The 25,685-nt window shown below is 63.5% G+C and carries 26 protein-coding genes; 16 read left to right on the forward strand and 10 right to left on the reverse strand.

Annotated elements, in window-relative coordinates; genetic code table 11:
* Positions 1–62: 62 nt before the first annotated feature.
* The 12 genes from ACYVHK_RS03685 to ACYVHK_RS03740 all read left to right on the forward strand — a co-directional run bounded on the left by ACYVHK_RS03685 (position 63) and on the right by ACYVHK_RS03740 (position 13,674).
* A complete protein-coding gene (locus tag ACYVHK_RS03685) occupies positions 63–1,190 on the forward strand; it encodes a homogentisate 1,2-dioxygenase (protein ID WP_460527716.1) in 1,128 nt (375 codons plus the stop codon).
* Between the two features lie 6 nt (positions 1,191–1,196).
* Positions 1,197–2,174, forward strand: a complete 978-nt coding sequence (locus ACYVHK_RS03690; protein WP_460527718.1) for a fumarylacetoacetate hydrolase family protein — start codon at positions 1,197–1,199, stop codon at positions 2,172–2,174.
* Between the two features lie 126 nt (positions 2,175–2,300).
* Complete coding sequence (locus ACYVHK_RS03695) at positions 2,301–3,065, forward strand: substrate-binding periplasmic protein (RefSeq protein WP_460527720.1); 765 nt, start codon at positions 2,301–2,303, stop codon at positions 3,063–3,065.
* Positions 3,066–3,068: 3 nt separating this feature from the next.
* A complete protein-coding gene (gene maiA / locus ACYVHK_RS03700; protein ID WP_460527722.1) occupies positions 3,069–3,719 on the forward strand; it encodes a maleylacetoacetate isomerase family protein in 651 nt (216 codons plus the stop codon).
* 226 nt (positions 3,720–3,945) lie between these two features.
* Entirely contained in the window at positions 3,946–4,914 is a 969-nt protein-coding gene (locus ACYVHK_RS03705; RefSeq protein ID WP_460527724.1) for an ABC transporter substrate-binding protein, read from the forward strand.
* Between the two features lie 21 nt (positions 4,915–4,935).
* Positions 4,936–5,757 (forward strand): ABC transporter permease, encoded by an 822-nt coding sequence (locus ACYVHK_RS03710; protein ID WP_460527726.1) that lies wholly within the window; start codon positions 4,936–4,938, stop codon positions 5,755–5,757.
* Between the two features lie 10 nt (positions 5,758–5,767).
* Complete coding sequence (locus tag ACYVHK_RS03715) at positions 5,768–6,559, forward strand: ABC transporter ATP-binding protein (RefSeq protein WP_460527728.1); 792 nt, start codon at positions 5,768–5,770, stop codon at positions 6,557–6,559.
* Positions 6,560–6,704: 145 nt separating this feature from the next.
* Positions 6,705–8,534 carry an ATP-binding protein gene (locus ACYVHK_RS03720; RefSeq protein ID WP_460527730.1) on the forward strand — a complete coding sequence of 610 codons (1,830 nt, stop codon included), beginning with the start codon at positions 6,705–6,707 and terminating at the stop codon, positions 8,532–8,534.
* A gap of 31 nt (positions 8,535–8,565) precedes the next feature.
* Positions 8,566–9,876, forward strand: coding sequence for a sigma-54-dependent transcriptional regulator (locus ACYVHK_RS03725; RefSeq protein WP_460527732.1), 1,311 nt, complete (start codon positions 8,566–8,568; stop codon positions 9,874–9,876).
* Positions 9,877–10,013: 137 nt separating this feature from the next.
* The gene (locus ACYVHK_RS03730) at positions 10,014–10,496 is read left to right on the forward strand and encodes a (2Fe-2S)-binding protein (RefSeq protein WP_460527734.1); all 483 of its coding nucleotides are present in this window, start codon (positions 10,014–10,016) and stop codon (positions 10,494–10,496) included.
* Positions 10,497–10,498: 2 nt separating this feature from the next.
* Positions 10,499–12,673 (forward strand): xanthine dehydrogenase family protein molybdopterin-binding subunit, encoded by a 2,175-nt coding sequence (locus ACYVHK_RS03735; protein WP_460527736.1) that lies wholly within the window; start codon positions 10,499–10,501, stop codon positions 12,671–12,673.
* The gene (locus tag ACYVHK_RS03740; protein ID WP_460527738.1) at positions 12,673–13,674 is read left to right on the forward strand and encodes an XdhC family protein; all 1,002 of its coding nucleotides are present in this window, start codon (positions 12,673–12,675) and stop codon (positions 13,672–13,674) included. The genes ACYVHK_RS03735 and ACYVHK_RS03740 overlap by 1 nt, the downstream gene beginning before the upstream one ends.
* An 8-nt stretch (positions 13,675–13,682) precedes the next feature.
* Here ACYVHK_RS03740 and clsB read toward each other — a convergent pair whose 3' ends face one another.
* The 10 genes from clsB to ACYVHK_RS03790 form a co-directional block, all read right to left on the reverse strand.
* Complete coding sequence (clsB, locus tag ACYVHK_RS03745) at positions 13,683–14,843, reverse strand: cardiolipin synthase ClsB (protein WP_460527740.1); 1,161 nt, start codon at positions 14,841–14,843, stop codon at positions 13,683–13,685.
* Positions 14,824–15,066, reverse strand: a complete 243-nt coding sequence (locus ACYVHK_RS03750) for a hypothetical protein (RefSeq protein WP_460527742.1) — start codon at positions 15,064–15,066, stop codon at positions 14,824–14,826. The genes clsB and ACYVHK_RS03750 overlap by 20 nt, the downstream gene beginning before the upstream one ends.
* A complete protein-coding gene (locus ACYVHK_RS03755; RefSeq protein WP_460527744.1) occupies positions 15,066–15,833 on the reverse strand; it encodes an endonuclease/exonuclease/phosphatase family protein in 768 nt (255 codons plus the stop codon). The genes ACYVHK_RS03750 and ACYVHK_RS03755 overlap by 1 nt, the downstream gene beginning before the upstream one ends.
* 239 nt (positions 15,834–16,072) lie before the next feature.
* On the reverse strand, positions 16,073–16,552 hold the full coding sequence (nudB, locus tag ACYVHK_RS03760; protein ID WP_460527746.1) for a dihydroneopterin triphosphate diphosphatase: 480 nt from the start codon (positions 16,550–16,552) through the stop codon (positions 16,073–16,075).
* 4 nt (positions 16,553–16,556) lie between these two features.
* Positions 16,557–17,003, reverse strand: a complete 447-nt coding sequence (locus ACYVHK_RS03765; protein ID WP_460527748.1) for a hypothetical protein — start codon at positions 17,001–17,003, stop codon at positions 16,557–16,559.
* Positions 17,004–17,142: 139 nt separating this feature from the next.
* Complete coding sequence (locus ACYVHK_RS03770; RefSeq protein ID WP_460527750.1) at positions 17,143–17,790, reverse strand: TetR family transcriptional regulator; 648 nt, start codon at positions 17,788–17,790, stop codon at positions 17,143–17,145.
* A gap of 271 nt (positions 17,791–18,061) precedes the next feature.
* Positions 18,062–18,847, reverse strand: a complete 786-nt coding sequence (locus ACYVHK_RS03775) for an SDR family NAD(P)-dependent oxidoreductase (protein WP_460527752.1) — start codon at positions 18,845–18,847, stop codon at positions 18,062–18,064.
* Between the two features lie 153 nt (positions 18,848–19,000).
* Positions 19,001–19,759, reverse strand: coding sequence for a sulfite exporter TauE/SafE family protein (locus ACYVHK_RS03780; protein ID WP_460527754.1), 759 nt, complete (start codon positions 19,757–19,759; stop codon positions 19,001–19,003).
* 33 nt (positions 19,760–19,792) lie between these two features.
* Positions 19,793–20,494: a TetR/AcrR family transcriptional regulator gene (locus ACYVHK_RS03785; RefSeq protein ID WP_460527756.1), complete on the reverse strand. Its 702-nt coding sequence runs from the start codon at positions 20,492–20,494 to the stop codon at positions 19,793–19,795.
* Between the two features lie 154 nt (positions 20,495–20,648).
* Complete coding sequence (locus ACYVHK_RS03790; protein ID WP_460527758.1) at positions 20,649–21,083, reverse strand: DUF2147 domain-containing protein; 435 nt, start codon at positions 21,081–21,083, stop codon at positions 20,649–20,651.
* A 227-nt stretch (positions 21,084–21,310) separates the two neighbouring features.
* Between ACYVHK_RS03790 and ACYVHK_RS03795 the strand changes: the two genes are divergently transcribed.
* The 4 genes from ACYVHK_RS03795 to egtB all read left to right on the forward strand — a co-directional run bounded on the left by ACYVHK_RS03795 (position 21,311) and on the right by egtB (position 25,619).
* A complete protein-coding gene (locus tag ACYVHK_RS03795; protein ID WP_460527760.1) occupies positions 21,311–21,568 on the forward strand; it encodes an FmdB family zinc ribbon protein in 258 nt (85 codons plus the stop codon).
* Between the two features lie 30 nt (positions 21,569–21,598).
* On the forward strand, positions 21,599–22,258 hold the full coding sequence (locus tag ACYVHK_RS03800) for a DUF502 domain-containing protein (RefSeq protein WP_460527762.1): 660 nt from the start codon (positions 21,599–21,601) through the stop codon (positions 22,256–22,258).
* 94 nt (positions 22,259–22,352) lie between these two features.
* Positions 22,353–24,143 carry an aspartate--tRNA ligase family protein gene (gene aspS, locus ACYVHK_RS03805; RefSeq protein WP_460527764.1) on the forward strand — a complete coding sequence of 597 codons (1,791 nt, stop codon included), beginning with the start codon at positions 22,353–22,355 and terminating at the stop codon, positions 24,141–24,143.
* Between the two features lie 183 nt (positions 24,144–24,326).
* Positions 24,327–25,619, forward strand: a complete 1,293-nt coding sequence (gene egtB, locus ACYVHK_RS03810; RefSeq protein WP_460527766.1) for an ergothioneine biosynthesis protein EgtB — start codon at positions 24,327–24,329, stop codon at positions 25,617–25,619.
* Positions 25,620–25,685 lie beyond the last annotated feature (66 nt).

Genomic DNA, 25,685 nt, shown 5'->3' on the forward strand with positions numbered 1-25,685 from the left:
CCGACTGAGGACGGCGGGGCAGGGCCCCGCCGCCATGCAGAACCGTACTGGAGAGACAAGCAATGCATTGGATACGTCTGCCGCTGGCTGATGGCCTCCATTCGAAGCAGGCGCACGCCGACCTGCCGGAAGGCACCTTCGAGCGTGAAGTCGGCAAGGAGGGCTTCGGTGGCCCGGCCGCCCACTTCCACCACAAGCATCCCCCTACCGGCTGGTCGAGCTTCGACGGCCCGGTCAAGCCGCGCGCGCTGGATTTTGTCGAGGCCAAACAGCAGGCGAGCAGCCCCTGGCAAGCCAGCCTGATGATGCACAACCCCCATTGCGAAGTGCGTTGGTGGCGCCTGGCGGAATCCATGCCGGCCCTGGCCCGCAATTCCGATGGCGACCAACTGCTGTTCGTGCACGATGGCGAGGGCGAGCTGTTCTGCGACTGGGGCCACCTGAGCATCGGCGAGGGTGACTACGTGGTGCTGCCGCGTGGCTGCATGTGGCGTATCGACGTCACCGCCCCGCTGGCGATCCTGATGATCGAGGCGACCGAAGCGGCCTACCGCCTGCCGGAAAAGGGCATGCTCGGACCGCACGCGATCTTCGACCCGGCCGTACTGGCGCGTCCCCTGATGGACGACGCCTTCCGCGCCCAGCAGGGCGAGACCGAGACCCGCGTGATCGTGAAGCGCCGCGGCGCGCTGACCACCATCACCTATCCGTTCAATCCGCTGGATGCGGTGGGCTGGCATGGCGACCTGACGCCGGTGAAACTGAACTGGCGCGATATCCGGCCGGTGATGTCGCATCGCTACCACCTGCCGCCGTCGGTCCATACGACCTTCCAGACCGACCGCTTCATCGTTACCACTTTCTGCCCGCGCCCGATCGAGTCCGATCCCGGTGCGCTCAAGGTGCCGTTCTTCCATAACAACGACGATTACGACGAAGTCATCTTCTATCACAAGGGTAACTTCTTCAGCCGCGACAACATCCATCCCGGCATGGTTAGCTTCCACCCCAGTGGTTTCACGCATGGTCCGCACCCCAAGGCTTTCGCCGCCGGTGCGACGCACGCCAAGAAGGAAACCGACGAAGTCGCCGTCATGATCGACGCCCGCGATCCGCTGGACCTGACCGATGCCGCCTTCAGGGTGGAGTGGACCGGCTACGCCGATAGCTGGAAAGTAAAGAAAGACTGATCGACTATGAAGCTTGCCAGCCTTAAACATGGCCGCGATGGCCGCCTGGTCGTGGTCAGCCGCGACCTGAGCCAGTACGTCGCCGTACCGCAGATTGCCGCAACCCTGCAGGCCGCGCTCGACGACTGGGCCAATACCGCCCTGCACCTGCGTGCGGTCAGCGATGACCTCAATGCCGGCCGTCGCAGCGATGCCCTGCCGTTCAACCCGGCTGATTGCGCCGCGCCGCTGCCACGCGCCTACCAGTGGGTGGATGGTTCGGCCTATCTCAATCACGTCGAGCTGGTCCGCAAGGCCCGCAATGCCGAGATGCCGCCATCGTTCTATACCGATCCCCTGATGTACCAGGGTGGCTCGGACGACATGCTGGGCGCCCGCGATCCCATCACCATCAGTGACGAAGCCTGGGGTACCGATCTGGAAGCCGAGGTCGCGGTCATTACCGACGACGTCGCCGTCGGCACCAGTGCCGAAGCCGCCGCCAAGCATGTGCGGCTGGTGATGCTGGTCAACGACGTCAGCCTGCGCAACCTGATCCCCAACGAGCTGGGTAAGGGTTTCGGCTTCGTGCTGTCCAAGCCGGCCAGCGCTTTCAGCCCGGTGGCGGTGACGCCGGACGAGCTGGAAGGCCATTGGTACGACAACCGCCTGCACCTGCCGCTGCGGGTCTGGCTCAATGGCGAATGGTTTGGCGAGCCCAACGCCGGCGAGGAAATGACCTTCAGCCACGCCGACCTGATCGCCCACCTGGCCCGCACCCGCAAGCTGGGTGCTGGTTCCATCGTGGGTTCGGGCACGATCTCGAACAAGGATCGCAGCCGCGGCTCCTGCTGCCTGGCCGAGGTACGCATGATCGAGACCATCGAGCAGGGCGCAGCCAAGACGCCTTTCCTCAAGCAGGGCGACACCGTCAAGATCGACATGTGGGACAGCAAGGGCCAGTCCATCTTCGGCAGCATCGAACAGACGGTCGTGCTTCGGTAAAGCGCAAACAGGTGCGGCCATTCAGCCTGTGACGGTCGCTGGTCACAGGCTGTTGGTCCGCACCCAAATTGAGTCGTCCGCTTTTCCCTTGCCCTCGTTAGAATGAGGTCATAACAAGGAGGCGGCATGATGCGCATCATGGCGGTATGTGGGCTGGTTCTCACCGTGCTGTTCGGTACGGCCTGGGCGGAGGAGTTGCGCGTCCTGCGGACGGCAGGGCAGGAGAGCACCGTGCCCAAGTATCAGCTGGTCAATGGCAAGGCGACCGGTCTGTGCCCCGATATTCTCGCCGCCATCACGAAGGCGGACCCTGGTCTGCGCTTCGCGGGGGAGGGGACTGTCTGGTCGCTACCGCAGATCGAACACGGCCTGGAGAATGGCCGCTTCGACGTGTTTTGCGGCCTGGTGAAGCTACCGCGCCGGGAGCGTTTCGCGACCTTCATCGAAACACCGCTCTACACCATACGGCACCGCGTTGCCGTGCGGGCCGACGATACCGTGCAGGTGGCCGATCTCGACGCGCTGGCCCAGCAGTCCCAGCAGGGGGCCGTCATCGCCACGGCAGGCATCTCATTTGTCGAGATGCTTCGGCAGCATGGTGTCGCCGTTGACGACGGCGCCAGCGACAACCGCGTCAACCTGCGCAAATTGATCGGTGGCAGGGGACGCTTCTTCTATCACAATGAGCTGGTACTCAATACGCTGATCCGGGAGCAGAAAGTGGCGTCGCAGGTCCGTCTGCTGCCGACGGTCTTTGGCGAGGAGGCGCAGCAACTGGTGGTCGCCAAGCAGGTCGATCCCGCCATGCTGGCGCGGCTCTCGGCCGTCGTCCTCTCACTTCGGCAAAGCGGCGAGCTGGACCGTATCTACAACCGCTACCTGACGCGATAAGCCATGTCCGAACGTAAGCTTTATACCTACTTCCGCTCCTCCGCCGCCTGGCGGGTACGTATCGCCCTGCACTGGAAAGGCCTCGACTACCAGGCCGTGCCGGTCCATCTACTGCGCGACGGGGGCGAGCAACGCAAGTCCGACTACCTGTCCGTGAACCCCTATGGCCTGGTTCCGACCTTTGTGACCGACGGCACGGCCCTGACCCAGTCGCTGGCGATCTGCGAATACCTGGACGAGCGCTACCCCGAGCCGCCCTTGCTGCCGGCCGATGCCCTGGCACGCGCGCAGGTCAGGTCATTGGCCTACGCCATCTGCAGTGATATCCATCCCATCAACAACCTGCGGATACTGAAATACCTCAAAGGCACGCTGGGCCAATCCCAGGAGGTGGTCGACGAATGGATACGACACTGGGTGGGGATCGGCTTCACCGCGCTGGAAACCGAACTGGCACGCGCAGGCAGCAAGCACTATTGCCACGGAGGTGAGCTATCCCTGGCGGATCTCTGCCTCGTGCCGCAGGTATTCAACGCCCGGCGCTTCCAGCTCGATCTCACGCCTTTCCCCCACATTGTGGCGATCGACGCGCACCTGGCCGAGCTACCCGCCTTTGCCGCCACCCACCCCGCCCGGCAGCCCGATAGCGAATAAGTTGCGCGGATTTCCGCCGAGTAAATGGGGGTGATGTGCGAGATTCCGCCGAATGGTGCTGGGGTGTAGAGTAAGTATTCAGTTTTTCCCCAGGTAAATCATTGCCTTGGCTTTTTTTTGATTCCGGCTGCGAGCTGGCAAGCTGCTTGCATTAACAAACAGGCTGCGACCAGAATCCACCTGCTTGTCTGGTCAAACGAAAACCAAAACTGGAGACAGTGCTGCAATGAAACTATTCGCCATTCTTACGGCGGCCGCCGCCGCCATGTCGTTTACCGCCGTTCATGCTGCCGACGATGTCATTCGTCTCGGTAACCTGCGCTTTGCTCACTACGGTGCGGTGTCCTATCTCAAGGAACTCGGTCCCAAGTGCGGTATCAAGGTGGAGGAACGGATGTTCGCCAAGGGCCTGGACATCATGCCGGCCATCATTGCAGGTGAGATCGACGTCGCAGCCAGCGCGGCCGATGCCGCCATCGCCGGCCGCGCCGCCGGTGTGCCGGTCTACGCCGTAGCCGGTTTTGCCAAGGGCGGTGCCCGCATCGTGATCGGCAAGGATTCCGGCATCAAGTCGGTCGCCCAGTTCAAGGGCAAGAAGGTCGGCGTCGCTCGTGGTGGTGCGCAGGAACTGCTGTTGATGGCGGAACTCGCCAAGTTCAACCTGACCTGGTCGGACCAGCCCGGCAAGGACGTGCAGATCGTCTACATGCCGTTCGCCGACCTGAACCAGGCCCTGATGCAAAAGCAGATCGACGCCATGGCCCAGTCCGAGCCGCAAGCCTCGCAAGCCATCAACAAGAACTGGGGCATCGAGCTGCTAAAGCCCTACGACACCCCGATGGGCGAGCCTATCCGCACCCTGGTGATGACCGAGAAGCTGTACGCCAACAAGCCGCTGGCCGAGAAATTCATGAAGTGCTTCGTGCAAGCTACCAAGACCTTCATGGATGACCCGAAGAAGGCCGAAGACTACGTCCGCTTCACCATGTTCAAGAACCAGATCACCGCGGACGATTTCCAGGACGCCATCGGCAACAGCCCCTACGCCTATGAGCTGAGCACCGAGCACATGCAGATCACCACTGACCTGATGGTGAAGTACGGCGTGGGCAAGATGGCCAAGCCACCCGTCGCCAAGGACTGGGTCAAACTGGACCTGTTGAATGCCGCCAAGCAGTCGCTGGGCGTGAAGTAACACAAGCGGAACCACACCATCATGAACCTCAAGAAACTGGGTGCCGGCCTCGTCGGCACCGTGGTTCCGCTCGTCGCTGTGCTGCTATGGCAACTGGCAGCCCACCTCGAGTGGATCAACCCGCAGATCCTGCCATCCCCCTGGGCGGTGCTGAAGAAGTGGTATGAGTACGCCACCCCCCTGATGCCCTACGACCCGGCACAGACCAGCTACGTGAAGTGGATGTTCTCCGGCGAGCTGATTGCCGACTCCATTGGCAGCCTGTACCGCGTGCTGGTCGGCTTCGCCATCGGTGCCGGCCTTGCACTGCCCTTGGGCCTTTTGATGGGAGCCAGCAACAAGGTCAACGCCATCTTCAACCCGCTGGTGCAGGTACTGCGGCCCATCCCACCGATCGCCTACATCCCGCTGTCCATCCTGTGGTTCGGTCTGGGCAACCCGCCGGCCATCTTCCTGATCGCCATCGGTGCCTTCTTCCCGGTCCTGATGAACACCATCGCAGGTGTGCGGCAGGTGGATTCCATCTACGTCCGCGCGGCCCGCAACCTTGGCGTGGACCAGTTCACCATGTTCACCCGCGTCATGCTGCCGGCCGCCACGCCCTACATCCTGTCGGGTGCGCGCATCGGCATGGGCACCGCCTTCATCGTGGTGATCGTGTCCGAGATGATCGCGGTCAACAACGGCCTGGGCTTCCGCATCCTCGAAGCACGCGAGTATTTCTGGTCCGACAAGATCATCGCCGGCATGTTCAGCATCGGCATCATCGGCCTCGCCATCGATACCGCCATGAGTCGCCTGAACAACCACCTGCTGCGCTGGCACCGCGGCCTTGAGCAATAAGGAGGCCGTCATGAGCCAGATCAGCATTCAGAATGTGCAGAAGGTATTCAAGACGCCCGGGGACGACGTGATCGCCCTGCGCGACATCAACCTGGAGATTTCGGCCGGCCAGTTCGTCTGCCTGCTGGGTCCGTCCGGTTGCGGCAAATCCACGCTGCTCAACGCCGTCGCCGGCTTCTCGCTGCCGACAGCCGGACAGATCACGGTAGAGAACAAGCTGATCACCGAGCCCGGTCCCGATCGCGGCATGGTGTTCCAGGAGTACGCGTTGTTCCCCTGGATGACCGTGGCCGAGAACATCGCCTTCGGCCTCAAGGTCAAGAAGGTCAGCCCGGCAGAGATCGAAGCCAAGGTCAGCGTGCTGCTGGAGAAACTCAAGCTGAAGGAATTCCGCGACCGTTTCCCCAAGGACCTGTCCGGCGGCATGCGCCAACGCGTTGCCATCGCCCGGGTGCTGGCACTGGATTCGCCCATCATGCTGATGGACGAACCCTTCGGCGCGCTCGATGCCCTGACCCGTCGCAGCCTGCAGGACGAGCTGCTGCGTATCTGGGACGAGTTCGGCAAGACCATCCTGTTCGTGACCCACTCCATCGAGGAATCGATCTACCTTGCCGACCGCATCGTGGTGCTGACCTACCGGCCAGGTACCATCAAGCGCGACGTCATCGTCGATATGCCGCGGCCGCGTGATCCAAGCTCGGCCGAGTTCAACGCCCTCAAGCGTGAGCTCTCCCTGCTCGTGATGGAAGAACAGCAACGCCATGAAGCCGTCGAAATGGCCGGCCTGACGACCGACTAGGTCAACAGGCAGACCGCAAGTCATACCGTACGCCGGCCTGATCGGCAAGCGGGATAGCGGGCGCGGCGGGGTGGCGAATCCGGGACATTCGCCACCCCGCCGCGCTTGCACTTTGTCGCAGTCGTGTCGCAAGCTACGGTCTCCCATGCAAGCTCGTCGTTACTCCCGCTGGATGCCCTGGTGGCTGCTGGCCCTGCTGATCAGCGTGGCGGGGCTATGGCTGGCCGGCCGCATTGCCGAGGAACGCGAGCTCACCCGTATCCGGCAGGCCGGCGCGCACCGGCTGGACGTCTATGTCGGCAGCCTGCGCAATGCGATCGACAAATACGCCTATCTGCCCTACGTGCTCTCGATCAACAACGAGATTGCCGGCCTCCTGGCCCATCCGGACGATCCTGTCCGCCGTGATCGGGTCAACCGCTACCTCGAGACCATCAATCGCGAGGCGCAATCTTCCACGCTCTATCTGCTGAACGAAGCAGGCACCGCCATCGCCGCCAGCAACTGGAACACCCCTCAGACCTACGTCGGCTACAACTACGCCTTCCGGCCCTACTACCAGCAGGCCCATGCCGGTCGTCCGGGCCGCTTCTACGGTGTCGGCGCCACGACGCGCCAGCCCGGCTACTTCCTGTCCCAGCCGGTGTTCGAACGACAGAAGGTCGTTGGCGCGGTGATTGCCAAGGTCAGCCTCGACGCGCTCGAAACCAGCTGGCAACGCGCCGGGGACCATGTGCTGGTGGCCGACCAGGCCGGCATCGTCTTCCTGTCGGCCGAGCCCGCCTGGAAGCTCAAGACGCTCGACCCGCTCTCACCTGACGCGCTCAACTATATCCGCCATACCTTCCAGTACGATCGCAGCGGCTTTCCCGACCTGGGCCTGCAGGAAATGTCGCGGCTCGATACCGGCACCCAGGTGGTGGCCCTGCCCAGCGGCCGCAGCCGCGCCGCCTGGCTGGCCCAGACGGTGATGCTCGACGACCTGGGCTGGCGCGTGATGCTGATGTCCGATCTGGCTTCCGTCCGCCAGGTGGTGCGCAACACCCTGGTCGCCGCCGGCTTCGGCCTGATCGCGCTCTGGCTGTTGCTGCTCTACTGGCGCCAGCGGCAGCGCCGCATCCGCGACAACCTCGCTGCCCGCGAAGCGTTGCAGAGCGCCTACGACCAGCTCGAGATCAAAGTCGCCGAGCGTACCCGCGACCTGATCGAGACCAACGAGGCACTGCAACGCGAGGTACAGGAGCGCAAGCGGACCGAGACCGAATTGCGCGACGCACAGGAAGAACTGGTACAGGCCGGCAAGCTGGCCGTGCTGGGTCAGATGGCGGCGGGCGTCACCCATGAGCTGAACCAGCCGCTGGCCGCCATGCGCACCCTGGCCGACAACGCCCTGACCTTCATGGACAGGGACAAGCCCGAGCAGGTACGCAGCAATCTGGGCATGATCGCCGGCCTGGTGGAGCGCATGGGCAAGATCACCAGCCAGCTGCGCAACTTCGCCCGCAAGCGCAGTGCCGGCCAGCCAGCCGTGCCGGTCAGCGTGGCAACGGCCCTCGCCAATGCCAGGCTGCTGCTGGAAGACCGGCTGCGGCGAGAGCAGGTCATGCTGGTGTGGGATCTGTCCGAGCCGGAAATACAGGTGCTGGGCGATCAGGTACGGCTGGAACAGGTACTGATCAACCTGCTGCGCAACGCGCTTGATGCCGTCAGCAAACAAGCCGTACCGCGCATCGAGGTACAGGTGAGCGACAATGCCGAGCGGGTCTGGATCGCGGTCCTCGACAACGGCCCCGGCATCGCACCGGAAGCCCTGGACCACCTGTTCGATCCCTTCTTCTCCACCAAGGGTGGGGAGGGCCTGGGCCTGGGGTTGGCCATCTCGCTCTCCATACTGAAGGATTGCCACGGCAACCTGAGTGCAGCCAATCGCCCGGATGGCGGCGCCTGCTTTACCATTGAACTCCCGAAAGCCTAGCCGGGCCATGCCAGCACCCTCAGAGAGTCCCATGCAAGTCCTGTTCATCGACGACGACGCCATGATCCGCCACGCCAGCCAGCAGACGCTGGAACTGGCCGATCTCCAGGTCAGCACCTTCGAGACGGCCGAAGCCGCGCTCAAGCTACTGCACCGGGATTTTGCCGGTGTCGTGGTCAGCGACGTCAAGCTGCCCGGCATCGACGGTCTGAAACTCCTCGACAAGATCGTCACGCTCGATCCCGAGCTGCCCATTGTTCTCGTCACCGGCCACGGCGATGTGGCGATGGCGGTGCAGGCCATCCGCGATGGCGCCTATGACTTCATCGAGAAACCCTTCTCGTCCGAGCAACTAGTCGAGGTAGTCCGCCGCGCCCAGGAGAAACGCCAACTGGTGCTGGAAAACCGCCAGCTACGGCGTGAGCTGGAACGACGCGATGGCATCGGCGCCACCTTGCTGGGCAAGAGCGACGCCATGGAGAACGTGCGCCGCATGATCCAGAACGTGGCCGATGCCGGCGCCGACGTGCTGATCCTCGGCGAGACCGGTACCGGCAAGGAGCTGGTCGCCCGCTGCCTGCACCAGTACAGCGGTCGCGCCAGCAAACCCTTTGTCGCGCTCAACTGCGGTGCCTTGCCGGAACAGCTGTTCGAGAGCGAGATCTTCGGCCACGAGGCCGGCGCCTTCAGCGGGGCGGTCAAGCGCCGTATCGGCAAGATCGAGCACGCGCATGGCGGCACACTGTTCCTCGACGAGCTTGAAAGCATGCCGCTGACCTTGCAGGTCAAGCTGCTGCGTGTACTGCAGGAGCGCACGGTGGAGCGCCTGGGCGGCAACGAGAGCATCGCCGTCGATTGCCGCGTGGTCGCCGCCACCAAGGAAGACCTGCGCCTCCTGGCCGATCAGCAGAAATTCCGGGCCGACCTCTACTATCGGCTCAATGTCGTCACGCTGACCCTGCCACCGCTGCGCGAGCGCAGGGAGGACATCCCGCTGCTGTTCGAGCATTTCGTGCTGCAGGCCGCGCTGCGCTACAACCGGCCCGCACCCATGCTCGATGCGGGCCGCCTGCGCGAACTCATGGCCCAGCCCTGGCCCGGCAATGTCCGGGAACTGCGCAACGTGGCAGACCGCTTTGTCCTGGGTCTTTTGGAACCCGCCGCCAGCCAGACGCCGCTGAACCTGCCGGCGCTGATGGACCGGTTCGAGAAAAGCCTGATCGTCGACGCCCTAGATCGCGCTGCCGGTCAGGTCAGCGCCGCCAGCGAGGCGCTGGGCCTGCCTCGCAAGACCCTGTACGACAAGGTCAAGAAGTACGGTCTGACCGGTCGCGGCGAATAGCCAACCTCCCCGGCAAGGGCCGAGGAATATATCGCTGCCGTCCGTCTTTAACGCCTCGTTGGCGATTTCCGTTTCCTATACTCCATGGGTCCCCGATCCCAACCTAGCCACGTCAGATGGCCTCATGGAGTCCGTACATGACCACATTGAACATCAATGGCAAGACCGTCAAGGTCGATGCCGATCCCGACACGCCCCTGCTCTGGGTCCTGCGCGATGAACTGGGCTACACCGGCACCAAGTACGGCTGCGGCATGGCCCTATGCGGCGCCTGCACCGTCTGGTTCAACGGCCAGCCCACCCGCTCCTGCAGCCTGCCGGTCTCGGCGGTCGGCAAGGGCAAGGTGGTGACAATAGAAGGGGTCAAGGGTGCGCCGGCCCGCGCAGTGCAGGCGGCCTGGCGCAAACTGGACGTCGTGCAGTGCGGCTACTGCCAGTCCGGCCAGATCATGTCGGCCACGGCACTGCTGTCGCAGAACGCCAAGCCGACCGATGCCGATATCGACGCCGCCATGGCGGGTAACGTTTGCCGCTGCGCCACCTATCACCGCATCCGCGCGGCCATCCATGAGGCCTCCGCCATCATGGCCGGCAAGGCGTCCGAAAAGCTGGAGGCCTGACCATGGACACCGTGGAACTCTCCCGCCGCGACATGCTCAAGGCCAGCGCCGCCGGCGCCTTGCTGGTCGGCTTTCATTTCACGCCCGCAGGCCGAGCCCACGCGGCGGAAGCCGCCGCAGCCAGTACCGTCATACCGAATGCCTTTGTCCGCATCGGGGCGGACGACAGCGTGACCGTCCTGTCCAAGCACCTGGAGATGGGGCAGGGTACCTATACCGGCCTCGCCACCATCCTGGCGGAGGAGCTGGACGCCGACTGGACCACCGTCAAGGTCGAAGGCGCGCCGGCCGATGCCGCGCGCTACAACAACCTCTCCTTTGGCCCCATGCAGGGCACTGGGGGCAGTAGCGCCATCGCCAACTCCTGGATGCAGCTGCGTCAGGCCGGCGCCACCGCTCGTGCCCAACTGGTCGCCGCTGCAGCCAGCCAGTGGAACGTCCCGGCCGGCGAGATCACCGTCAAGCAAGGCGTGGTGAGCCACGCCGCCAGCGGCAAGAAGGCCCGCTTTGGCGAGCTGGTTGCTACCGCAGTCACGCTCGAAGCACCGAAGGAAGCCAAGCTCAAGGACCCCAAGACCTTCACCCTGGTCGGTAAGCAGAAGCTGCCGCGTAAGGATTCGAGCGACAAGACCAACGGCCGCGCCATCTTCACCCAGGATGTGCGCCTGCCCGGCATGCTGACCGCCGTGGTCGCGCATCCACCACGCTTCGGCGCCAAGCTGAAATCCGTAGATGCGAGCGATGCCAAGAAGGTCCGTGGTGTCGTGGACGTCGTGACCATCGACACTGGCGTCGCGGTGCTGGCCAAGGGTTTCTGGGCCGCCAAGAAGGGCCGGGATGCGCTCAAGTTGGAGTGGGATGAATCGGCCGCCATGGCGCAAGGCAGCGAGGAACTGGTGGCTGAATATCGCCGCTTGCTTGATGAGCCCGGTGCCGTCGCCAGCAACAATGGCGATGTGGACAAGGCCTTCCGCACCGCCGGCAGCGTGCTGCGCGCCGACTACCAGTTCCCCTACCTGGCGCACGCCGCCATGGAACCCCTGAACTGCGTCATTCGCAAGGACAAGGACGGCGCGGAAATGTGGAACGGCGAGCAGTTCCATACCATCGACCAGGCGGCGGTCGCCGGCGTACTGGGACTAAAAGCCGAACAGGTCCGCATCAACACCCTCTACGCCGGCGGTAGCTTCGGCCGCCGCGCCAATCCGGCGGCAGATTTCCCGGTCGAATGCGCGCGCATCGTCAAGGCCACTAACGGCAAGTACCCGGTCAAGCTGGTCTGGACGCGCGAGGATGACATGAAGGGCGGTTACTACCGGCCGCTCTACCTGCACCGGGTCGAAGCCGCGCTGGACGGCAAGGGTGAGCTGGTGGCATGGCGTCAGCGTATTGTCGGCCAGAGCATCATCACCGGTACGGCCTTCGAAGGCTTCATGGTCAAGAACGGCGTGGATGCAACCTCGGTCGAGGGGGCCGCCAACCTGCCTTACCATGTGCCCAACCTGCTGGTGGACCTGCACTCGCCGCGCAAGGCGGTCCCGGTGCTGTGGTGGCGTTCGGTCGGCCACACCCATACCGGCTTCGCGGTCGAGACCATGATCGATCAGGTGGCCGAGTCCGCCCGGGTTGATCCGCTGACCTTCCGGCTTGATCTGCTGAAATCGCACCCACGCCATGCCGGCGTGCTCAAGCTCGCTGCCGAGAAAGCCGGCTGGGGGACGCCGCTGGCCAAGGGTCAGGCGGGCGAGAAGCGCGGCCGCGGCATCGCCGTGGTGGAATCCTTCAACTCCTATGTCGCGGAAGTCGCCGAAGTCACCGTGCGCGAGGACGGCAGCTTCAGTGTCGATCGGGTCGTCTGCGCGGTCGATTGCGGCATCGCCATCAATCCGGACGTGATCCGGGCGCAGATGGAGGGTGGCATCGGCTTCGGCCTCTCTGCCGCACTGCATGGTTCGATCACGCTCAAGGCTGGTGCGACCGAACAATCGAACTTCCACGATTACCCGGTGCTGCGCCTGCCCGAGATGCCCAAGGTCGAAGTGCATATCGTCAGCAGTGGCGAGGCGCCGACCGGCGTCGGCGAGCCCGGTGTGCCGCCGCTGGCCCCTGCGGTGGCCAACGCCATCGCCGCCGCGACCGGCAAGCGCCTCTCCACCCTGCCATTGAAGCTGGCCTGATGGACGCGCTCGATCTGCAGGTCCTGGCGCGCTCGCGCGAATGGCGACTGGCTGGCCATGCGGTATGGCTGGTCAGCGTCGTCGAGACCTGGGGCTCCGCCCCCAGGCCGGTCGGCGCCCTGCTGGCGGTGCGCGACGACGGCGCGGTCGAAGGCTCGGTCTCTGGCGGCTGCGTGGAGGACGATCTGGTCCGCCGCGTCAGCCAGGGCGAGCGGCCGACCCAGGCCGGCATCGTGAACTACGGCGTGAGCAAGGAAGAAGCCAGCCGCTTCGGCCTGCCCTGCGGCGGTACCCTGCGCCTCCTGGTGGAGCCGCTGATACGGCTGGACTGGCTGGACGACTTGCTGCTACGTACCCGCCGGCACGAGCTGGTCAGTCGAACGGTCGATCTTGCCAGCGGCGAAGTCAGTCTGGCATCGGCCCAACGTCGTGATCAACCCGGTCTGCAGGGGGAGCGCTTTGTCGGCATCTTCGGCCCGCAATGGCGCATGTTGCTGATTGGCGCCGGCCAGCTCTCGCGCATCACCGCGCAGATGGCCCAGGCCGTGGGCTTTGCCGTGCACGTCTGCGACCCGCGCACCGAGTATCGGGTAGATTGGGATGTCGCGGGCGTACAGTTCGAGGAAGGCATGCCGGACGATGTCGTCCTGGCGATGGAGCCTGATGCCCACACCGCCATCGTGGCGCTGACGCACGACCCCAAGCTCGACGACATGGCCCTGCTGGAGGCGCTGAAGTCGCCGGCGTTCTATGTAGGCGCGCTCGGTTCACGCCGCAACACGATCAAGCGCCGCGAACGGCTGGCACTGTTCGATCTGTCGGCTGATGAAATCGCCCGCCTGCATGGCCCGGTCGGCCTCTATCTGGGTAGCCGTACGCCGGGCGAAATCGCGATCGCCATCCTGGCGGAGATCGTCGCGGTCAGAAATGGCATCGCCATCGTGCAGCGACCGCCCGAGGTCATCGAGGCGGCAAGCTCGGTACTGGCGCAACAGGACTGAGCGGGGGGCTACTCGCGGTATTCGCGTCGGCCGTAACCGGTCAGGCCCAGCAGGCCCCGTACCAGCTGGTAGGCCAGCCAGGGCAGGGCGCGCCGCCACCATGGCGCTGCCATGGTGTGGCTGGTCGTGATCTGAATCGCATCCCGTTCGATATGCCGCTGGATATCCTCGCGCAAGGTCTGCGCCAGTGTCATGTCACGCACCAGTACATTGGCTTCGCGCGCGGTCAACAGGCTCAAGGGATCGATGTTCGACGACCCCACCGTCAGCCATTTCTTGTCCACCACCGCCACCTTGGCGTGCATGAAGCCCGCCGTGTATTCGTGTATTTCCACACCCGCCAACAGTAGCGGTCGGTACAGCACACGGGTAGCGTAATGCAGCAGGGCATGGTCGATACGGCCCTGCAGCAGGATCACCACTCGCACCCCGCGTCTGGCCGCCGCCAGGATCGCATGCCGCAGGCTCAGCCCCGGCAGGAAGTAGGCATTGGCGATCACCACCTCCTGCTGGGCGGATTCGATCGCCTCCAGATAGGCCGTCTCGATCGCCCGCCGGTGTCGCAGATTGTCCCGGCGCACCAGTTGGGCGGTCACGCCTTCGGTGCAGGCGAGCGGCTGCGGCAGTCGCGGCAATTTGCGCCACTCGTGCTTCAGTTGCGACCAGCAGGTATGTCCCCATTGCCCGGCCACGGCCTGATGCAGATCGATCACCAGCGGGCCGTGGATGCGCAAGGCGTAGTCATAGCGAGGTAGCAGATCGGGTGCATCGAGATCGTCGAGGATATTGATGCCGCCGACAAAGCCCAACTGGCCATCGAACACCGCCATCTTGCGATGCATTCGGCGCAGCCGCTGCCGGTTCAGCGAATAGCTCGATACCTCGGGCCGGAAGAACAGCAATCGCACACCCGCACGCAGCATCGTCTCCTTCAGGGCATCAGGGAACAGTCGTGCCCCGAAGCCATCGATCAGCAACTGCACCCTCACGCCGCGCCGTGCCGCGCGCATCAGTCGTGCCGATACCTGCCGGCCGGTGGCGTCGATCTCGTACAGATAGCTCTCAAGGAAGATTTCATGCTGGGCTGCCGATATCGCCGCCAGCAGGGCAGGGAAGTAGTCCGCGCCGCTGCGCAATAGCTCGATCTGGTTACCGTCGCGCCAGCTCATCGGCCGCTTTCTCGTTGCCCATCTTGAACTGCCCGGTCTCTCTCGCCAGCAGATGCTGCAGTCCCTGTGTGTCGAGTGCCTGCGCCTTGATCAGGAAGCGGCTGGCACTGGCACCTGCCAGTGTCTTGACCACACGTCGGCGGCAACGCAGTTGTACGCTGCCATTCTTGCAGGCGACATAGTCGAACGGCGTTTCCGCCAACCGGCCACGCTGGTCCTGCATCAGGCTCTCCGCACCGTGGCGGTCAGCGGCGCATGGTCGCTGAGCTTGCCCCAGTCACGCCCACCGTGGGCCTGTGCATGCTCCACCACCAGGCCACGCAGGTAGATGCGGTCCAGCGTCAGCAGCGGCAGCCGGGCCGGAAAGCTCGCCGCCACACGGCCATGCAGGCTGTGGAAGGCCTCATGCAGATCCAGTGCATCGCGCAGATAGCCGCAGGCATCCTGCTGCCAGTCATTGAAGTCGCCGGCGACGATCAGGGGTTCGTTGGCCGGAATATGCGCCTGCGCATAGTTGGCCAATGCCGCCAGCTGCTTGCGCCGGTCGGACGCCCGCAGGTTCAGGTGCACGCACAGCGCATGCAGCGGCTTGTCCCACTCCGGTATGTCCACCCGGCTGTGCAACAGGCCGCGCCGCTCAAAGCGGCTCAGGCTTACGTCCTGGTTGTGCCAGTCCAGGATAGGGAAGCGCGACAGCAGCGCATTGCCATGGTGGCCGGCGTGGTACTCCGCATTCGGGCCGTAGACATGGTGCAACTGCTCGTCAGCCAGGAAGGCCTGCTGCGAAGCCTGCGGCCAGTCCGCATGCCGTTGCGACCGTGCGCGGTGTTCTCCTTGCACTTCCTGCAGGAACACCAGATCGGCTGTTAGGCCACCCAGCGCATGCTTGAGCGCCGGCAGGACATGGCGGCGATTGAAGGCCGACATGCCCTTGTGGATGTTGTAGGTCGCTATGCGTAGCGATTTTTCTTTGCTATCAGTGCCTTGCATGTTCTCAGGGAGATTCAAAGCGGCTGTGGCTGTTCTGGTCTGACTCAGCCTACGCAAATAGTTGCAGGCAGATACGGAATGGACGAAAGAAGTATAGACCCTGGCGCTGATGCGTCGGCCTTGAGAAGGCAGGGCCGACGTAGCTGGCTACGTTGAACTCGGCGACCCTGCCCGGCAAGTAGGGTGGTTTGGCAAAGGCACGGGCTGATTGCTCAGCCGCTTGACTCAACGGTCTCGAATCAAGCATTACCCTGCGTAATCATCGTCGCGCCAAACTTGATCGCCATTTCCGGCAACTGTCGCAAGGCCTCGGCATTCGATGGCGAGAACACAGCCTCGGCCGCCACATGGCAATCGCGCCATAGCCAGCCCACATGCTCGCGTGGGGCGAGGGTGGGCTCGAAGATTTCCGGTACAAGAAGACCGAACACATGTTCGGTGTTCTCGGTCACGTCCGGCGCATAGCGATGACGCCAGATATCGAAGATCTCCCACACGTTCACGATGCCCCAGTCCTGCAGCTCGTACTTGCCGGCGTCGATGCCCAATTCTTCGCGCAGCTCGCGCACGGCGGTCTCGCGCGGGGTCTCGTCTTCTTCCAGGCTGCCGGTGACGGACTGCCAGGCATCCTTGAAGTCGGTCCGTTCGATGATCAGGGCTTTCAGCTCGGGGGTGTAGACCACCACCAGCACGGATTCGGGGCGTTTGTACTGGGGCATGGTCTTAGTCCTTGCTACTGTCCAGCAGCTTCTTCAAAGCCGGGAAGCCCTTCTCGTCCCAGCCCTCGCTGCCGGCATACTTGCCGACCAGCTTGCCATCGTTGTAAACGAGGAAGGTGGGGCGTGGGGGACGACGGTCGCGCTCGGCCAGACCTTCATAGACCCACTTCAGGTCGTCGGGGAAGTCGCGGGCGAGGTAGGGTTCGGCCAGATAGTTGTTCTTGACCACGCGGTACTGCAGTTTCTTGAATTCCGGCGTGGCCTTGAACTTGCGCTCCTGGCCAGACAGCCGGCTTTCCCAGTAGGTACACCAGCGGCAGTCTTCCGCCCCGAGGTAGACCACCAGCACGCCCTTGCCGGGCTCGGCAGCGGACGCTGCTGCGGCCTGGGTGGCAAGCGGGGTGAGCAGGGCGGTAGCCAGTGCAAGGCCGGCGAGCAGTTTGTTCAGCATGGGCGCAGTGAGTTGAAAGAAGACAAGGCCGTCATTCTACCTCTGCCTTTGGCGCGGAAAACCCCAATTTCTGGCAAGGCTGAGGCTTCGTTGCATCACGGTGCTGGGGTTTCAAATGACGGACGTTCTCCATCCCGGCCTAGCTGCTGAGCGCCCCTCGCCAGTATTCGCCCAGCGCGGCGGCCAGTTCGGGCCGGAAATCCGGCCGTATCGGCGCAAATACCGGATCGTCGAGCAGGACGCGCAGGCACTGGGAATGGTCGAGCGACTGCCACAGGCCGCGTGTCAGCGCATAGGTGCGCATCAGCAGTGTCGTACCGCGGCCCGCCGGCAGTTGCAGGGCCCGGTCCACGACCTCGCCAACCTTCACCAGCTTGAGCGTGAGCTCGAGCTTGAAGGCGCGCAACTGCTCGTCGCTGAGGTTCTGCTCCAGCACGCTGTAGGCCATGGCATCGAGCCGTAACAGCTCAGGGTGGCGATCAAGATAGGCCAGGTACTGTTCCAGGAAGGCGGTCAGCCGGCTGGCGGTGTCGCCCGCTTCACCCTCGAAGGCGGCGGTCACGACATCGAACAAGCCATGGAAATCCTCGGCCAACAGGCCGATGAAGATCTCCTCCTTGGTGCGGAAGTACAGATAGACCGTGCCCTTTGCCAGGCCTGAGGCCTCGGCGATCTGAGCGGCCGAGGGCAGGCGGTGGGTGTCTTGCAGGAACAAGGCGCGGGCGGCCGCCAATATATCGTTGCGGCGCTCGGCCTTGTCGGCGGCGGCGATGGCTCTTTGCGTCATAGACCCTGATTGTAAGCTGGCTTAACGGAGCAGGTAACGCCCACATGCCTGAGCATCACCCGGCACGGTCGGGTGCTAACCCGTCGTTCCATCTTCAGCATGCCCCGTCGATTGATTCCACAGCCCGCCAGCGCGGCACGCACAGGTTCCATGTTCACAGGCCCACCCAGCACGCTGGCCGTCGCCGCCGAGAGGGAGCCTTGCCAGCGCGAGACATACCCGACTGACATTCACACGGCATGTCTCGACGGCGCCAAGCCTGTGAGCCATCTCAGTTCTTCATCAACTGATAAGCCACCTTGCTCTGCAGGCTGCGCGGCGCCAGGCGGTTGCTCAGGATGGTGAGCTTGTTCGCTATCCCCGGCACCACGCTGGGCTGGCCCCGGAACAGGGCGGCGAGGCCGGTATCCACTACGGGGCGCGATTGCATCATCAAGAGCTTCTGGTATGGCGTGGTGCGCTGGCCGGATACGGCGAGGAAGCTGGTGGCGGTGATGCCGGGCGACAACACGCTTACCTTGACGTTGTGGGGCGCAAGCTCGGTGTTCAATGCCTCGCCAAACAGCAGCACGTAGGCCTTGCTGGCCGAATACGCGGCATAGGTCGGCGTAGCCTGGTAGCCGCCGATGCTGGCAACCAGCAGGATATGCCCGCCCCCACGTTGCACCATATCGCTGGCGAAGACATGGGTCAGCTCGGTCAGGCTCAGCATATTGAGCTGCAGCATATCGAGGGTTTTGGCCAGCGGTTGCTCGACAAAGGCGCCGTACACCCCGTAGCCCGCGTTGTTGATCAGGATGTCGATCGCCACCCCCTGCTGGTCCAGGCGCTGCTTCAGTGCCTGACCCACGCCGCTATGCGCCAGGTCGATACCCTCGACCTTGACCTCGATGCCATGTTGCTGGCGCAGCGTTTGCGCCAGCGCTTCCATTGGTTCGGTCCGGCGCGCTGCCAGCACGAGGTTGGCGCCGCGTTCGGCCAGTGCAGTGGCGAAATCCATGCCGAAGCCGCTGGAAGCGCCGGTCACCAGCGCCCACTTGTTCTTGAGGTCTTGCATCGTCGTGATTCCTTGTTAGGTGACCGCTGGTCATTTCGTGATTGAAAATAAATGACCATCGGTCATTTGTGAGTCGTATTTGAGATGACTGGTGGTCATTTGTCAAGCGCCGACTGTCCGGAATCAACGCGACTCAGTGCGGACGGCGTGGTGTCAGCGGAACGTATCCCAGGCCAGCTTGGCGATCAGCACCGAGACAAGGGCAATGAACAGCTTGCGGATTAGGCTGGTGCCGCCCTTCATGGCGAGGCGCGCGCCAAATACCGCGCCGGCGATATTGGCCACGGCCATCGGCACCGCGTACTGATAGAGCACATGGCCGGTGGGGATGAAGAAGGTGAGTGCGGCCAGGTTGGTCGCCACGTTCACCACCTTGGCGGCGCTGGATGCGCTGAGGAAGTCGAAGCCGAAGAAGCGGATGAACAGGAAGATCAGGAAGCTGCCGGTCCCCGGGCCGAACAGACCGTCGTAGAAGCCGATCGCCCCGCCGATCGCCAGCGCCACCAGCAGTTCCCGCCGGCCGATATGGCTGGGGCGGTGCAGCGCGCCAAAGTCCTTCTTCTTGAGCGTGTAGCCCAGCATGAAGACCAGCAGCGCGAGCACCAGCGGTCGCATCAGGTCCTTGGGAATGGCGTCGACCGCCATGGCCCCGAGGAAGGAGAACACGAACGCCGTCAACGCCGCCGGGATCACCAGCTTCCAGGCGATGTCGATCTTGCGCGCATAGCGCCAGGCGGCGGTCGCGGTGCCGAACACCGAGCTGAACTTGTTGGTGCCGAACAGCGTCGCCGGCGAGTGGTTCGGCAAGGTGGCGAACAGCCCGGGTACCTGTACCAGGCCGCCTCCCCCCACAGCAGCGTCGATCAGGCCGGCGGTGAAGGAGAGGAGTACCAGGGACAGGATTTCAAGCATGAGGACCGCTAGGGAGGATACGAAGGTGAGGGATCAGGAACTGATGGGTATTTCATCTTCCGGCATGCGGAACACCAGCTCCAGCATGCGGCCAATCTCGCCCTCGAGCAGACTTTCCGGCCACGGTGGTGGCAGGTTCATGCATTCGAACTGCAGGCGGTGGATCACGCTCAGCACCAGGGAAGCATCGGTTTCCGGTTGGCGCGAACCGACCTTGGCGGCCAGCTCGGCAATGCCGGCGACGAGTCGGGCGCGATAGGCCTGTGCCTTGGTGCGGATCGGCGGATCGAGACGATACAGGTAGAGGAAGTTCAGTTCCACCGCGAGACCCACCGAATGGGTCGTCGCCTGGTGGCGGATGAACTCCGCCAGCTTGCGGGTCACGATGGCGTGCACCTGCTCGCGCAGCACGGTGTCCTTCTGTATGGATTCGGAAGGGAAGGTATCAAGATAGGCAGCCAGCTGGTGCATGATCTCGATATTGTCGTTGGCCGCCACGACCACGAAATGATCGAAGGCCTGGCCGATCAGATCGCTCAGGCCGCTGAAGAAATAGGTGGTCAGGGACAGCGGTACGCCTGCTTCGGCCGCGATCGCGCGGTGCGTCACGCCATGCAGGCCGCGCTTGGCAATCAGTATCAGGGTTGCGTCCAGGATCTTGCGGCGGGATTCCTCCCCACGTCGCTGCAGTTTGCGCCCAGTGGTCCTGGGCTGTTCGGTATTTGTATCAGTCATGGTATCGATTCTACCGGATGCCCTCATCCGTCCACCGCGATAGCGGTATGGTAGTCAGTCGCTGGACAAGGGCGCACGGTTGGTGTTGAGGTGCGCCCTGGGTAGTCGCCCGGCTTAAGGCCAGGCGGGTCCACCCGGGGTGTTGCCGGTATTGCTATTGATCGCGCAACCAGGTCTGGGTGCGGCCCAGCAGGGCAAAGCCCATGAAGCCGCGTACCTTCAACTGCTGGCCGCCTTCCGCCATCTGCATCTTGACGCTATAGACATCCCCGCTGTCCGGGTCGAGTATCTTGCCGCCATTCCATTCGTCGCCGTCCTTCTTCACGCCCCAGATGATCTCGAGGCCGACCAGCGGCTTGTTCTTCTTCTCGCCCTTGCAGGCGCTGCAGATGTTTTCCTTGGGGTCGAAGAGCTTGACCAGCTTGCCCTTGAGCTCACCGCCTTCTTCCCAGATCTGGATGACGGCCTCGACCTTCTTGGTCTTGTCGCTGATGTTCTTCCAACTGCCTACCGGGCTATTGGTATCGGCCTGGGCCATGTTCACGGCAATGGCAAACAGACTCGGTAACAAAAGGCGGGTAAGGTTCATGTAATGTCTCCGTGGCTGCGTGCTTGGCGCATGGGTTCTGTAGGGTGGGGCAAGCGTACTACGTATTTTCTGGGGGGGCCAGACGCCGGATTGCCATTGGCATGGCCTGGATTGTCGTCTTGAAGCGCTCCTATCTTGCCCACATTTCCACCATACAGCGGATGCTGCGCTGCGTTATAATGCCCGGCTTTGATTGGGCTTTTCCAGTTTGTAACGGAGAATCAACCGTGCCTATCTACGATTACCAATGCACCGAATGCGGCCACCGTGCCGATGTACTGCGCAAGCTGTCCGACCCCGCGCTGACCCAGTGTCCAGCCTGCGGCAAGGAGGCCTTCGCCAAGCAACTGTCGGCACCGGGCTTCCAGCTCAATGGTTCCGGCTGGTATGCGACCGATTTCAAGGGTGGCGGCAAGCCCGCAGCCAAGACCGAAGCGGCCGCGCCGGAAGCAGGGCATACCTGCGGTTCCGGTTGCAGTCACTGACCCTGTACCAAGAGAGCACGAGAACCAAGCATGAAGCGCTATTTCGTCACCGGCCTGCTGATCTGGGTGCCACTGGGCATCACCCTCTGGGTGATCAGTACCCTCGTCGGCATGATGGACAGCGTGTTGCTGCTGCTGCCCGAGGGTAGCCGCCCGCGTGACTGGATGGGCGTGCATGTGCCTGGTTTGGGCGTGATCCTGGTCCTGGTCATCCTGCTGGGTACCGGTCTCTTGACCGCCAATATCCTTGGCCAGCGCCTGGTCAGGTTCTGGGAAGACATCCTCAATCGCATCCCGGTGGTGAAATCCATCTACGGCAGCGTGAAGCAGGTGTCCGATACCGTACTGTCTGATTCTGGCAACGCTTTTCGCAAGGCGCTGCTGGTGCGCTTTCCGCATACCGATGCCTGGACGGTGGCCTTCCTGACCGGCGCGCCGGCGGCCGAGCTGGCCTGCCAGCTCGAGGGTGAGCACGTCTCCGTCTACGTGCCGACCACCCCCAACCCGACCTCGGGTTATTTCATGGTGGTCAAGAAGTCCGAGACCCGCGAGCTCGACATGAGCGTGGATGAGGCGCTGAAATACGTGATCTCGATGGGCGTCGTCGCCCCGTCCGCCAAACTGGCCGAAGGCGAGGGCCCCTGCGGTTCTGCCTCCGTCGCCAGCACCGACTTGAATCTACCGGGTTAAGCAGCCACCCTGCTTAACCCGTCAAATCTTTCAGCAATACACACTCTCCCCGCTATTCAAATGCCCCAAGAGGGCTAGTACAGGATTCAGTACCATGCGCACCGACTATTGTGGTTTGATCGACAAGCGTTTTCTTACCCAGACCGTTACCGTCAAGGGTTGGGCACACCGCCGCCGCGACCATGGCGGCGTGATCTTCATCGACCTGCGTGACCGCGAGGGCCTGGTCCAGGTCGTGATCGATCCGGATACCCCTGAAGCATTCGCCCTGGCCGACAGCGTCCGTTCCGAGTTCGTGATCGAGATCACCGGCATCGTGCGTGAGCGCCCCGCCGGTACCGCCAACGCCAACCTGGTGTCGGGCGAGATCGAAATTCTGGCCAAGCAGCTGGTGATCCTGAACGCCGCGGTGACCCCGCCGTTCCAGATCGACGACGAAAACCTGAGCGAGCTGACCCGCCTGCAGCACCGCGTGATCGACCTGCGTCGTCCGCAGATGCAGAAGAACCTGCGCCTGCGCTACAAGGTGGCCCTGCTGGTGCGTAACTTCCTCGATTCACGCGGCTTCATCGACGTTGAAACCCCGATGCTGACCCGTTCGACCCCGGAAGGCGCCCGCGACTACCTGGTGCCGAGCCGCGTGCACGACGGCCAGTTCTTTGCCCTGCCGCAATCGCCCCAGCTGTTCAAGCAGCTTCTGATGGTGGCGGGCTTCGACCGCTACTACCAGATCACCAAGTGCTTCCGCGACGAAGACCTGCGTGCTGACCGCCAGCCGGAATTCACCCAGATCGATATCGAGACCTCGTTCCTGTCCGAGGACGAGATCATGGACGTGACCGAAGAAATGGCCCGCCATGTCTTCCAGGAAGCCATCGGCGTCGACCTGGGCAAGTTCCCGCGCATGCAGTACGACGATGCCATGTTCAACTACGGCTCCGACAAGCCGGATATGCGCGTGACCCTGAAGTTCACCGAACTGACCGACGTGATGAAGGATGTCCCGTTCAAGGTGTTCAGCGGTGCGGCCAACATGGAAGGCGGCCGTGTCGTCGGCCTGCGTATTCCTGGCGGCGCAGCCTTCACCCGTTCGGAGATCGATGCCTGGACCCAGTTCGTCGGCATCTACGGTGCGCGTGGCCTGGCCTACATCAAGGTCAACGATGTGACCCAGTTGAACGAGACTGGTCTGCAGTCGCCCATCGTCAAGAACCTGACTCCGGAATCCCTGGCTGCCGTGATCGAGCGTACCGGTGCCCAGAACGGTGACATCGTGTTCTTCGGTGCCGACAAGGCCAAGATCGTGAACGAAGCCATCGGTGCCCTGCGCCTGAAGATCGGCCACGAGAAAGGCGAAGCGGGCGGTTACTTCACCCGTGAATGGAAGCCGCTGTGGGTCGTGGACTTCCCGATGTTCGAATACGACGACGAGAACAAGCGCTACGTTGCTTGCCATCACCCGTTCACCAGCCCGAAGGTCGAGCACATCGAGTTCCTGAAGACCGACCCGAGCAAGTGCAAGGCCCGTGCCTACGACATGGTGCTGAACGGCTGGGAGCTGGGCGGTGGTTCGGTGCGTATCCACCGTGCCGACATGCAGTCGACGGTATTCGAAGCCCTGAACATCGGCCCGGAAGAAGCCCAGAACAAGTTCGGCTTCCTGCTGGAAAACCTGCAGTACGGTGCGCCTCCGCACGGCGGCCTGGCCTTCGGCCTGGATCGCCTGGTCACGCTGATGACCGGTGCCGAGTCCATCCGTGACGTGATCGCCTTCCCGAAGACCCAGCGCGCGCAGTGTCTGTTGACCCAGGCGCCGAACGTGGTGGACGAGCGCCAGCTGCGCGATCTGCACATCAAACTGCGGAATCCTCCTCAGGTTGCCTGATTCAGGCGGTCGGGGGCTTTGCCCCATGCCGGCAAGTCAGGAAGAACGGGACGCTCAGGCGTCCCGTTTTTTATGTGCTTCCGGGCTGGCGATCCGGACGATCTTCGTCCAATGTAAGGGAACCGAAGCGTTGTACGACTAATCTGTCTAGTCAGTTCGAATCAGACCGCGCAAAGGCTCCCCGTGCCCAGTTCTGCATCAGTACTCCCCACTGATCCCCCTGCGCTTGCCAGCCGTTATCGAGAAGTCCGGGCGTTGAGCCTGGCATTGACTGCCTCGCTCTCGCCTGAGGACCAGTGCATACAGTCCATGCCCGATGCCAGCCCCAGCAAATGGCATCTGGCCCATACCAGCTGGTTCTTCGAGGCGGTCGTGCTGCGTGCCCATGCGCGGGACTACCGGCCCTGCGACGATCGCTATTTCCATCTGTTCAATTCCTACTACGAGAGCCTGGGCTCCCGGCATCCGCGTCCGCAGCGCGGCATGCTGACCCGACCCTCGGTGGAGGAGGTCATCAGCTACCGGCGTCATGTCGATACGGCAATGCTGGCCCTGCTGGCGGGAGCGGCGCCCGAGGGCGGCTGGGCACCTTGCCTGCGCCTGATCGAACTGGGTCTCAACCATGAGCAGCAGCACCAGGAGCTGCTGCTTACCGACATCAAGCATGCGTTCTCGCTCAATCCCTTGCTGCCCGCCTGGCGACCGTCGCCGTCGCCGTCGGCCTCGATGGCACCACCGGCAGGTTGGCAAGCCTACACAGGGGGGGAGCTGGCCGTCGGGCATGAGGGGGCCGGCTTCAGTTTCGACAACGAAACGCCCCGCCATCGTGTCTATCTGCAACCCTATGCCCTGGCGCGGCAACTGGTCAGCAATGCCGACTACCTGGCCTTTGTCGAGGACGGTGGCTATCGCCGGCCCGAGCTCTGGCTGAGCGAAGGTTGGGCCACGGTACAGGCTCAGGGCTGGCAGGCGCCGGCCTACTGGTATCTCGATCAAGCCTCACCCAGTGTCTTCACCCTCTACGGCGAGCAGCCACTCGACCCGCATGAGCCGGTTTGCCACCTGAGCTTCTACGAGGCGGCCGCCTACGCCACCTGGGCAGGTGCGCGCCTGCCGACGGAATTCGAATGGGAGGCGGCTGCGGCCATGCAGGTGGCTGAGCCTGGGGGGCTGAGCGAGGTACTGCTGGACCCGCATCCCAGAGTTGCAGTGGCGTCAGTAGGGTCCGAGCCCTTGTCCCAGCTGTTTGGCGCCGTCTGGCAGTGGACGCGCTCGTCCTATGACCCGTACCCGCGTTTCAGGCCCCTGAGCGGCGCCGTCAGCGAATACAACGGCAAGTTCATGGTGGGTCAGCTGGTATTGCGTGGTGGCAGTTGTGCGACGCCGGCCGGCCATGGCCGCGCCAGCTACCGCAATTTCTTCCCGCCCGCTGCCCGCTGGCAGTTCAGCGGGGTTCGCCTCGCACGTGACCTGTAAGCCAGACGTGGCCGGATGGTCGGCGGGAACGCCGCTTGCTGTCTTGCTACGCGATTCCACCCCTCG

The sequence above is a fragment of the Chitinimonas naiadis genome (genome assembly GCF_054780835.1).

Coding starts and splice junctions, on each gene's coding strand:
- ACYVHK_RS03685 (WP_460527716.1), top strand. CDS start 63: ATGCATTGGATACGTCTGCCGCTGGCTGATGGCCTCCATTCGAAGCAG.
- ACYVHK_RS03690 (WP_460527718.1), top strand. CDS start 1,197: ATGAAGCTTGCCAGCCTTAAACATGGCCGCGATGGCCGCCTGGTCGTG.
- ACYVHK_RS03695 (WP_460527720.1), top strand. CDS start 2,301: ATGATGCGCATCATGGCGGTATGTGGGCTGGTTCTCACCGTGCTGTTC.
- maiA (WP_460527722.1), top strand. CDS start 3,069: ATGTCCGAACGTAAGCTTTATACCTACTTCCGCTCCTCCGCCGCCTGG.
- ACYVHK_RS03705 (WP_460527724.1), top strand. CDS start 3,946: ATGAAACTATTCGCCATTCTTACGGCGGCCGCCGCCGCCATGTCGTTT.
- ACYVHK_RS03710 (WP_460527726.1), top strand. CDS start 4,936: ATGAACCTCAAGAAACTGGGTGCCGGCCTCGTCGGCACCGTGGTTCCG.
- ACYVHK_RS03715 (WP_460527728.1), top strand. CDS start 5,768: ATGAGCCAGATCAGCATTCAGAATGTGCAGAAGGTATTCAAGACGCCC.
- ACYVHK_RS03720 (WP_460527730.1), top strand. CDS start 6,705: ATGCAAGCTCGTCGTTACTCCCGCTGGATGCCCTGGTGGCTGCTGGCC.
- ACYVHK_RS03725 (WP_460527732.1), top strand. CDS start 8,566: ATGCAAGTCCTGTTCATCGACGACGACGCCATGATCCGCCACGCCAGC.
- ACYVHK_RS03730 (WP_460527734.1), top strand. CDS start 10,014: ATGACCACATTGAACATCAATGGCAAGACCGTCAAGGTCGATGCCGAT.
- ACYVHK_RS03735 (WP_460527736.1), top strand. CDS start 10,499: ATGGACACCGTGGAACTCTCCCGCCGCGACATGCTCAAGGCCAGCGCC.
- ACYVHK_RS03740 (WP_460527738.1), top strand. CDS start 12,673: ATGGACGCGCTCGATCTGCAGGTCCTGGCGCGCTCGCGCGAATGGCGA.
- clsB (WP_460527740.1), bottom strand. CDS start 14,843: ATGAGCTGGCGCGACGGTAACCAGATCGAGCTATTGCGCAGCGGCGCG.
- ACYVHK_RS03750 (WP_460527742.1), bottom strand. CDS start 15,066: ATGCAGGACCAGCGTGGCCGGTTGGCGGAAACGCCGTTCGACTATGTC.
- ACYVHK_RS03755 (WP_460527744.1), bottom strand. CDS start 15,833: ATGCAAGGCACTGATAGCAAAGAAAAATCGCTACGCATAGCGACCTAC.
- nudB (WP_460527746.1), bottom strand. CDS start 16,552: ATGCCCCAGTACAAACGCCCCGAATCCGTGCTGGTGGTGGTCTACACC.
- ACYVHK_RS03765 (WP_460527748.1), bottom strand. CDS start 17,003: ATGCTGAACAAACTGCTCGCCGGCCTTGCACTGGCTACCGCCCTGCTC.
- ACYVHK_RS03770 (WP_460527750.1), bottom strand. CDS start 17,790: ATGACGCAAAGAGCCATCGCCGCCGCCGACAAGGCCGAGCGCCGCAAC.
- ACYVHK_RS03775 (WP_460527752.1), bottom strand. CDS start 18,847: ATGCAAGACCTCAAGAACAAGTGGGCGCTGGTGACCGGCGCTTCCAGC.
- ACYVHK_RS03780 (WP_460527754.1), bottom strand. CDS start 19,759: ATGCTTGAAATCCTGTCCCTGGTACTCCTCTCCTTCACCGCCGGCCTG.
- ACYVHK_RS03785 (WP_460527756.1), bottom strand. CDS start 20,494: ATGACTGATACAAATACCGAACAGCCCAGGACCACTGGGCGCAAACTG.
- ACYVHK_RS03790 (WP_460527758.1), bottom strand. CDS start 21,083: ATGAACCTTACCCGCCTTTTGTTACCGAGTCTGTTTGCCATTGCCGTG.
- ACYVHK_RS03800 (WP_460527762.1), top strand. CDS start 21,599: ATGAAGCGCTATTTCGTCACCGGCCTGCTGATCTGGGTGCCACTGGGC.
- aspS (WP_460527764.1), top strand. CDS start 22,353: ATGCGCACCGACTATTGTGGTTTGATCGACAAGCGTTTTCTTACCCAG.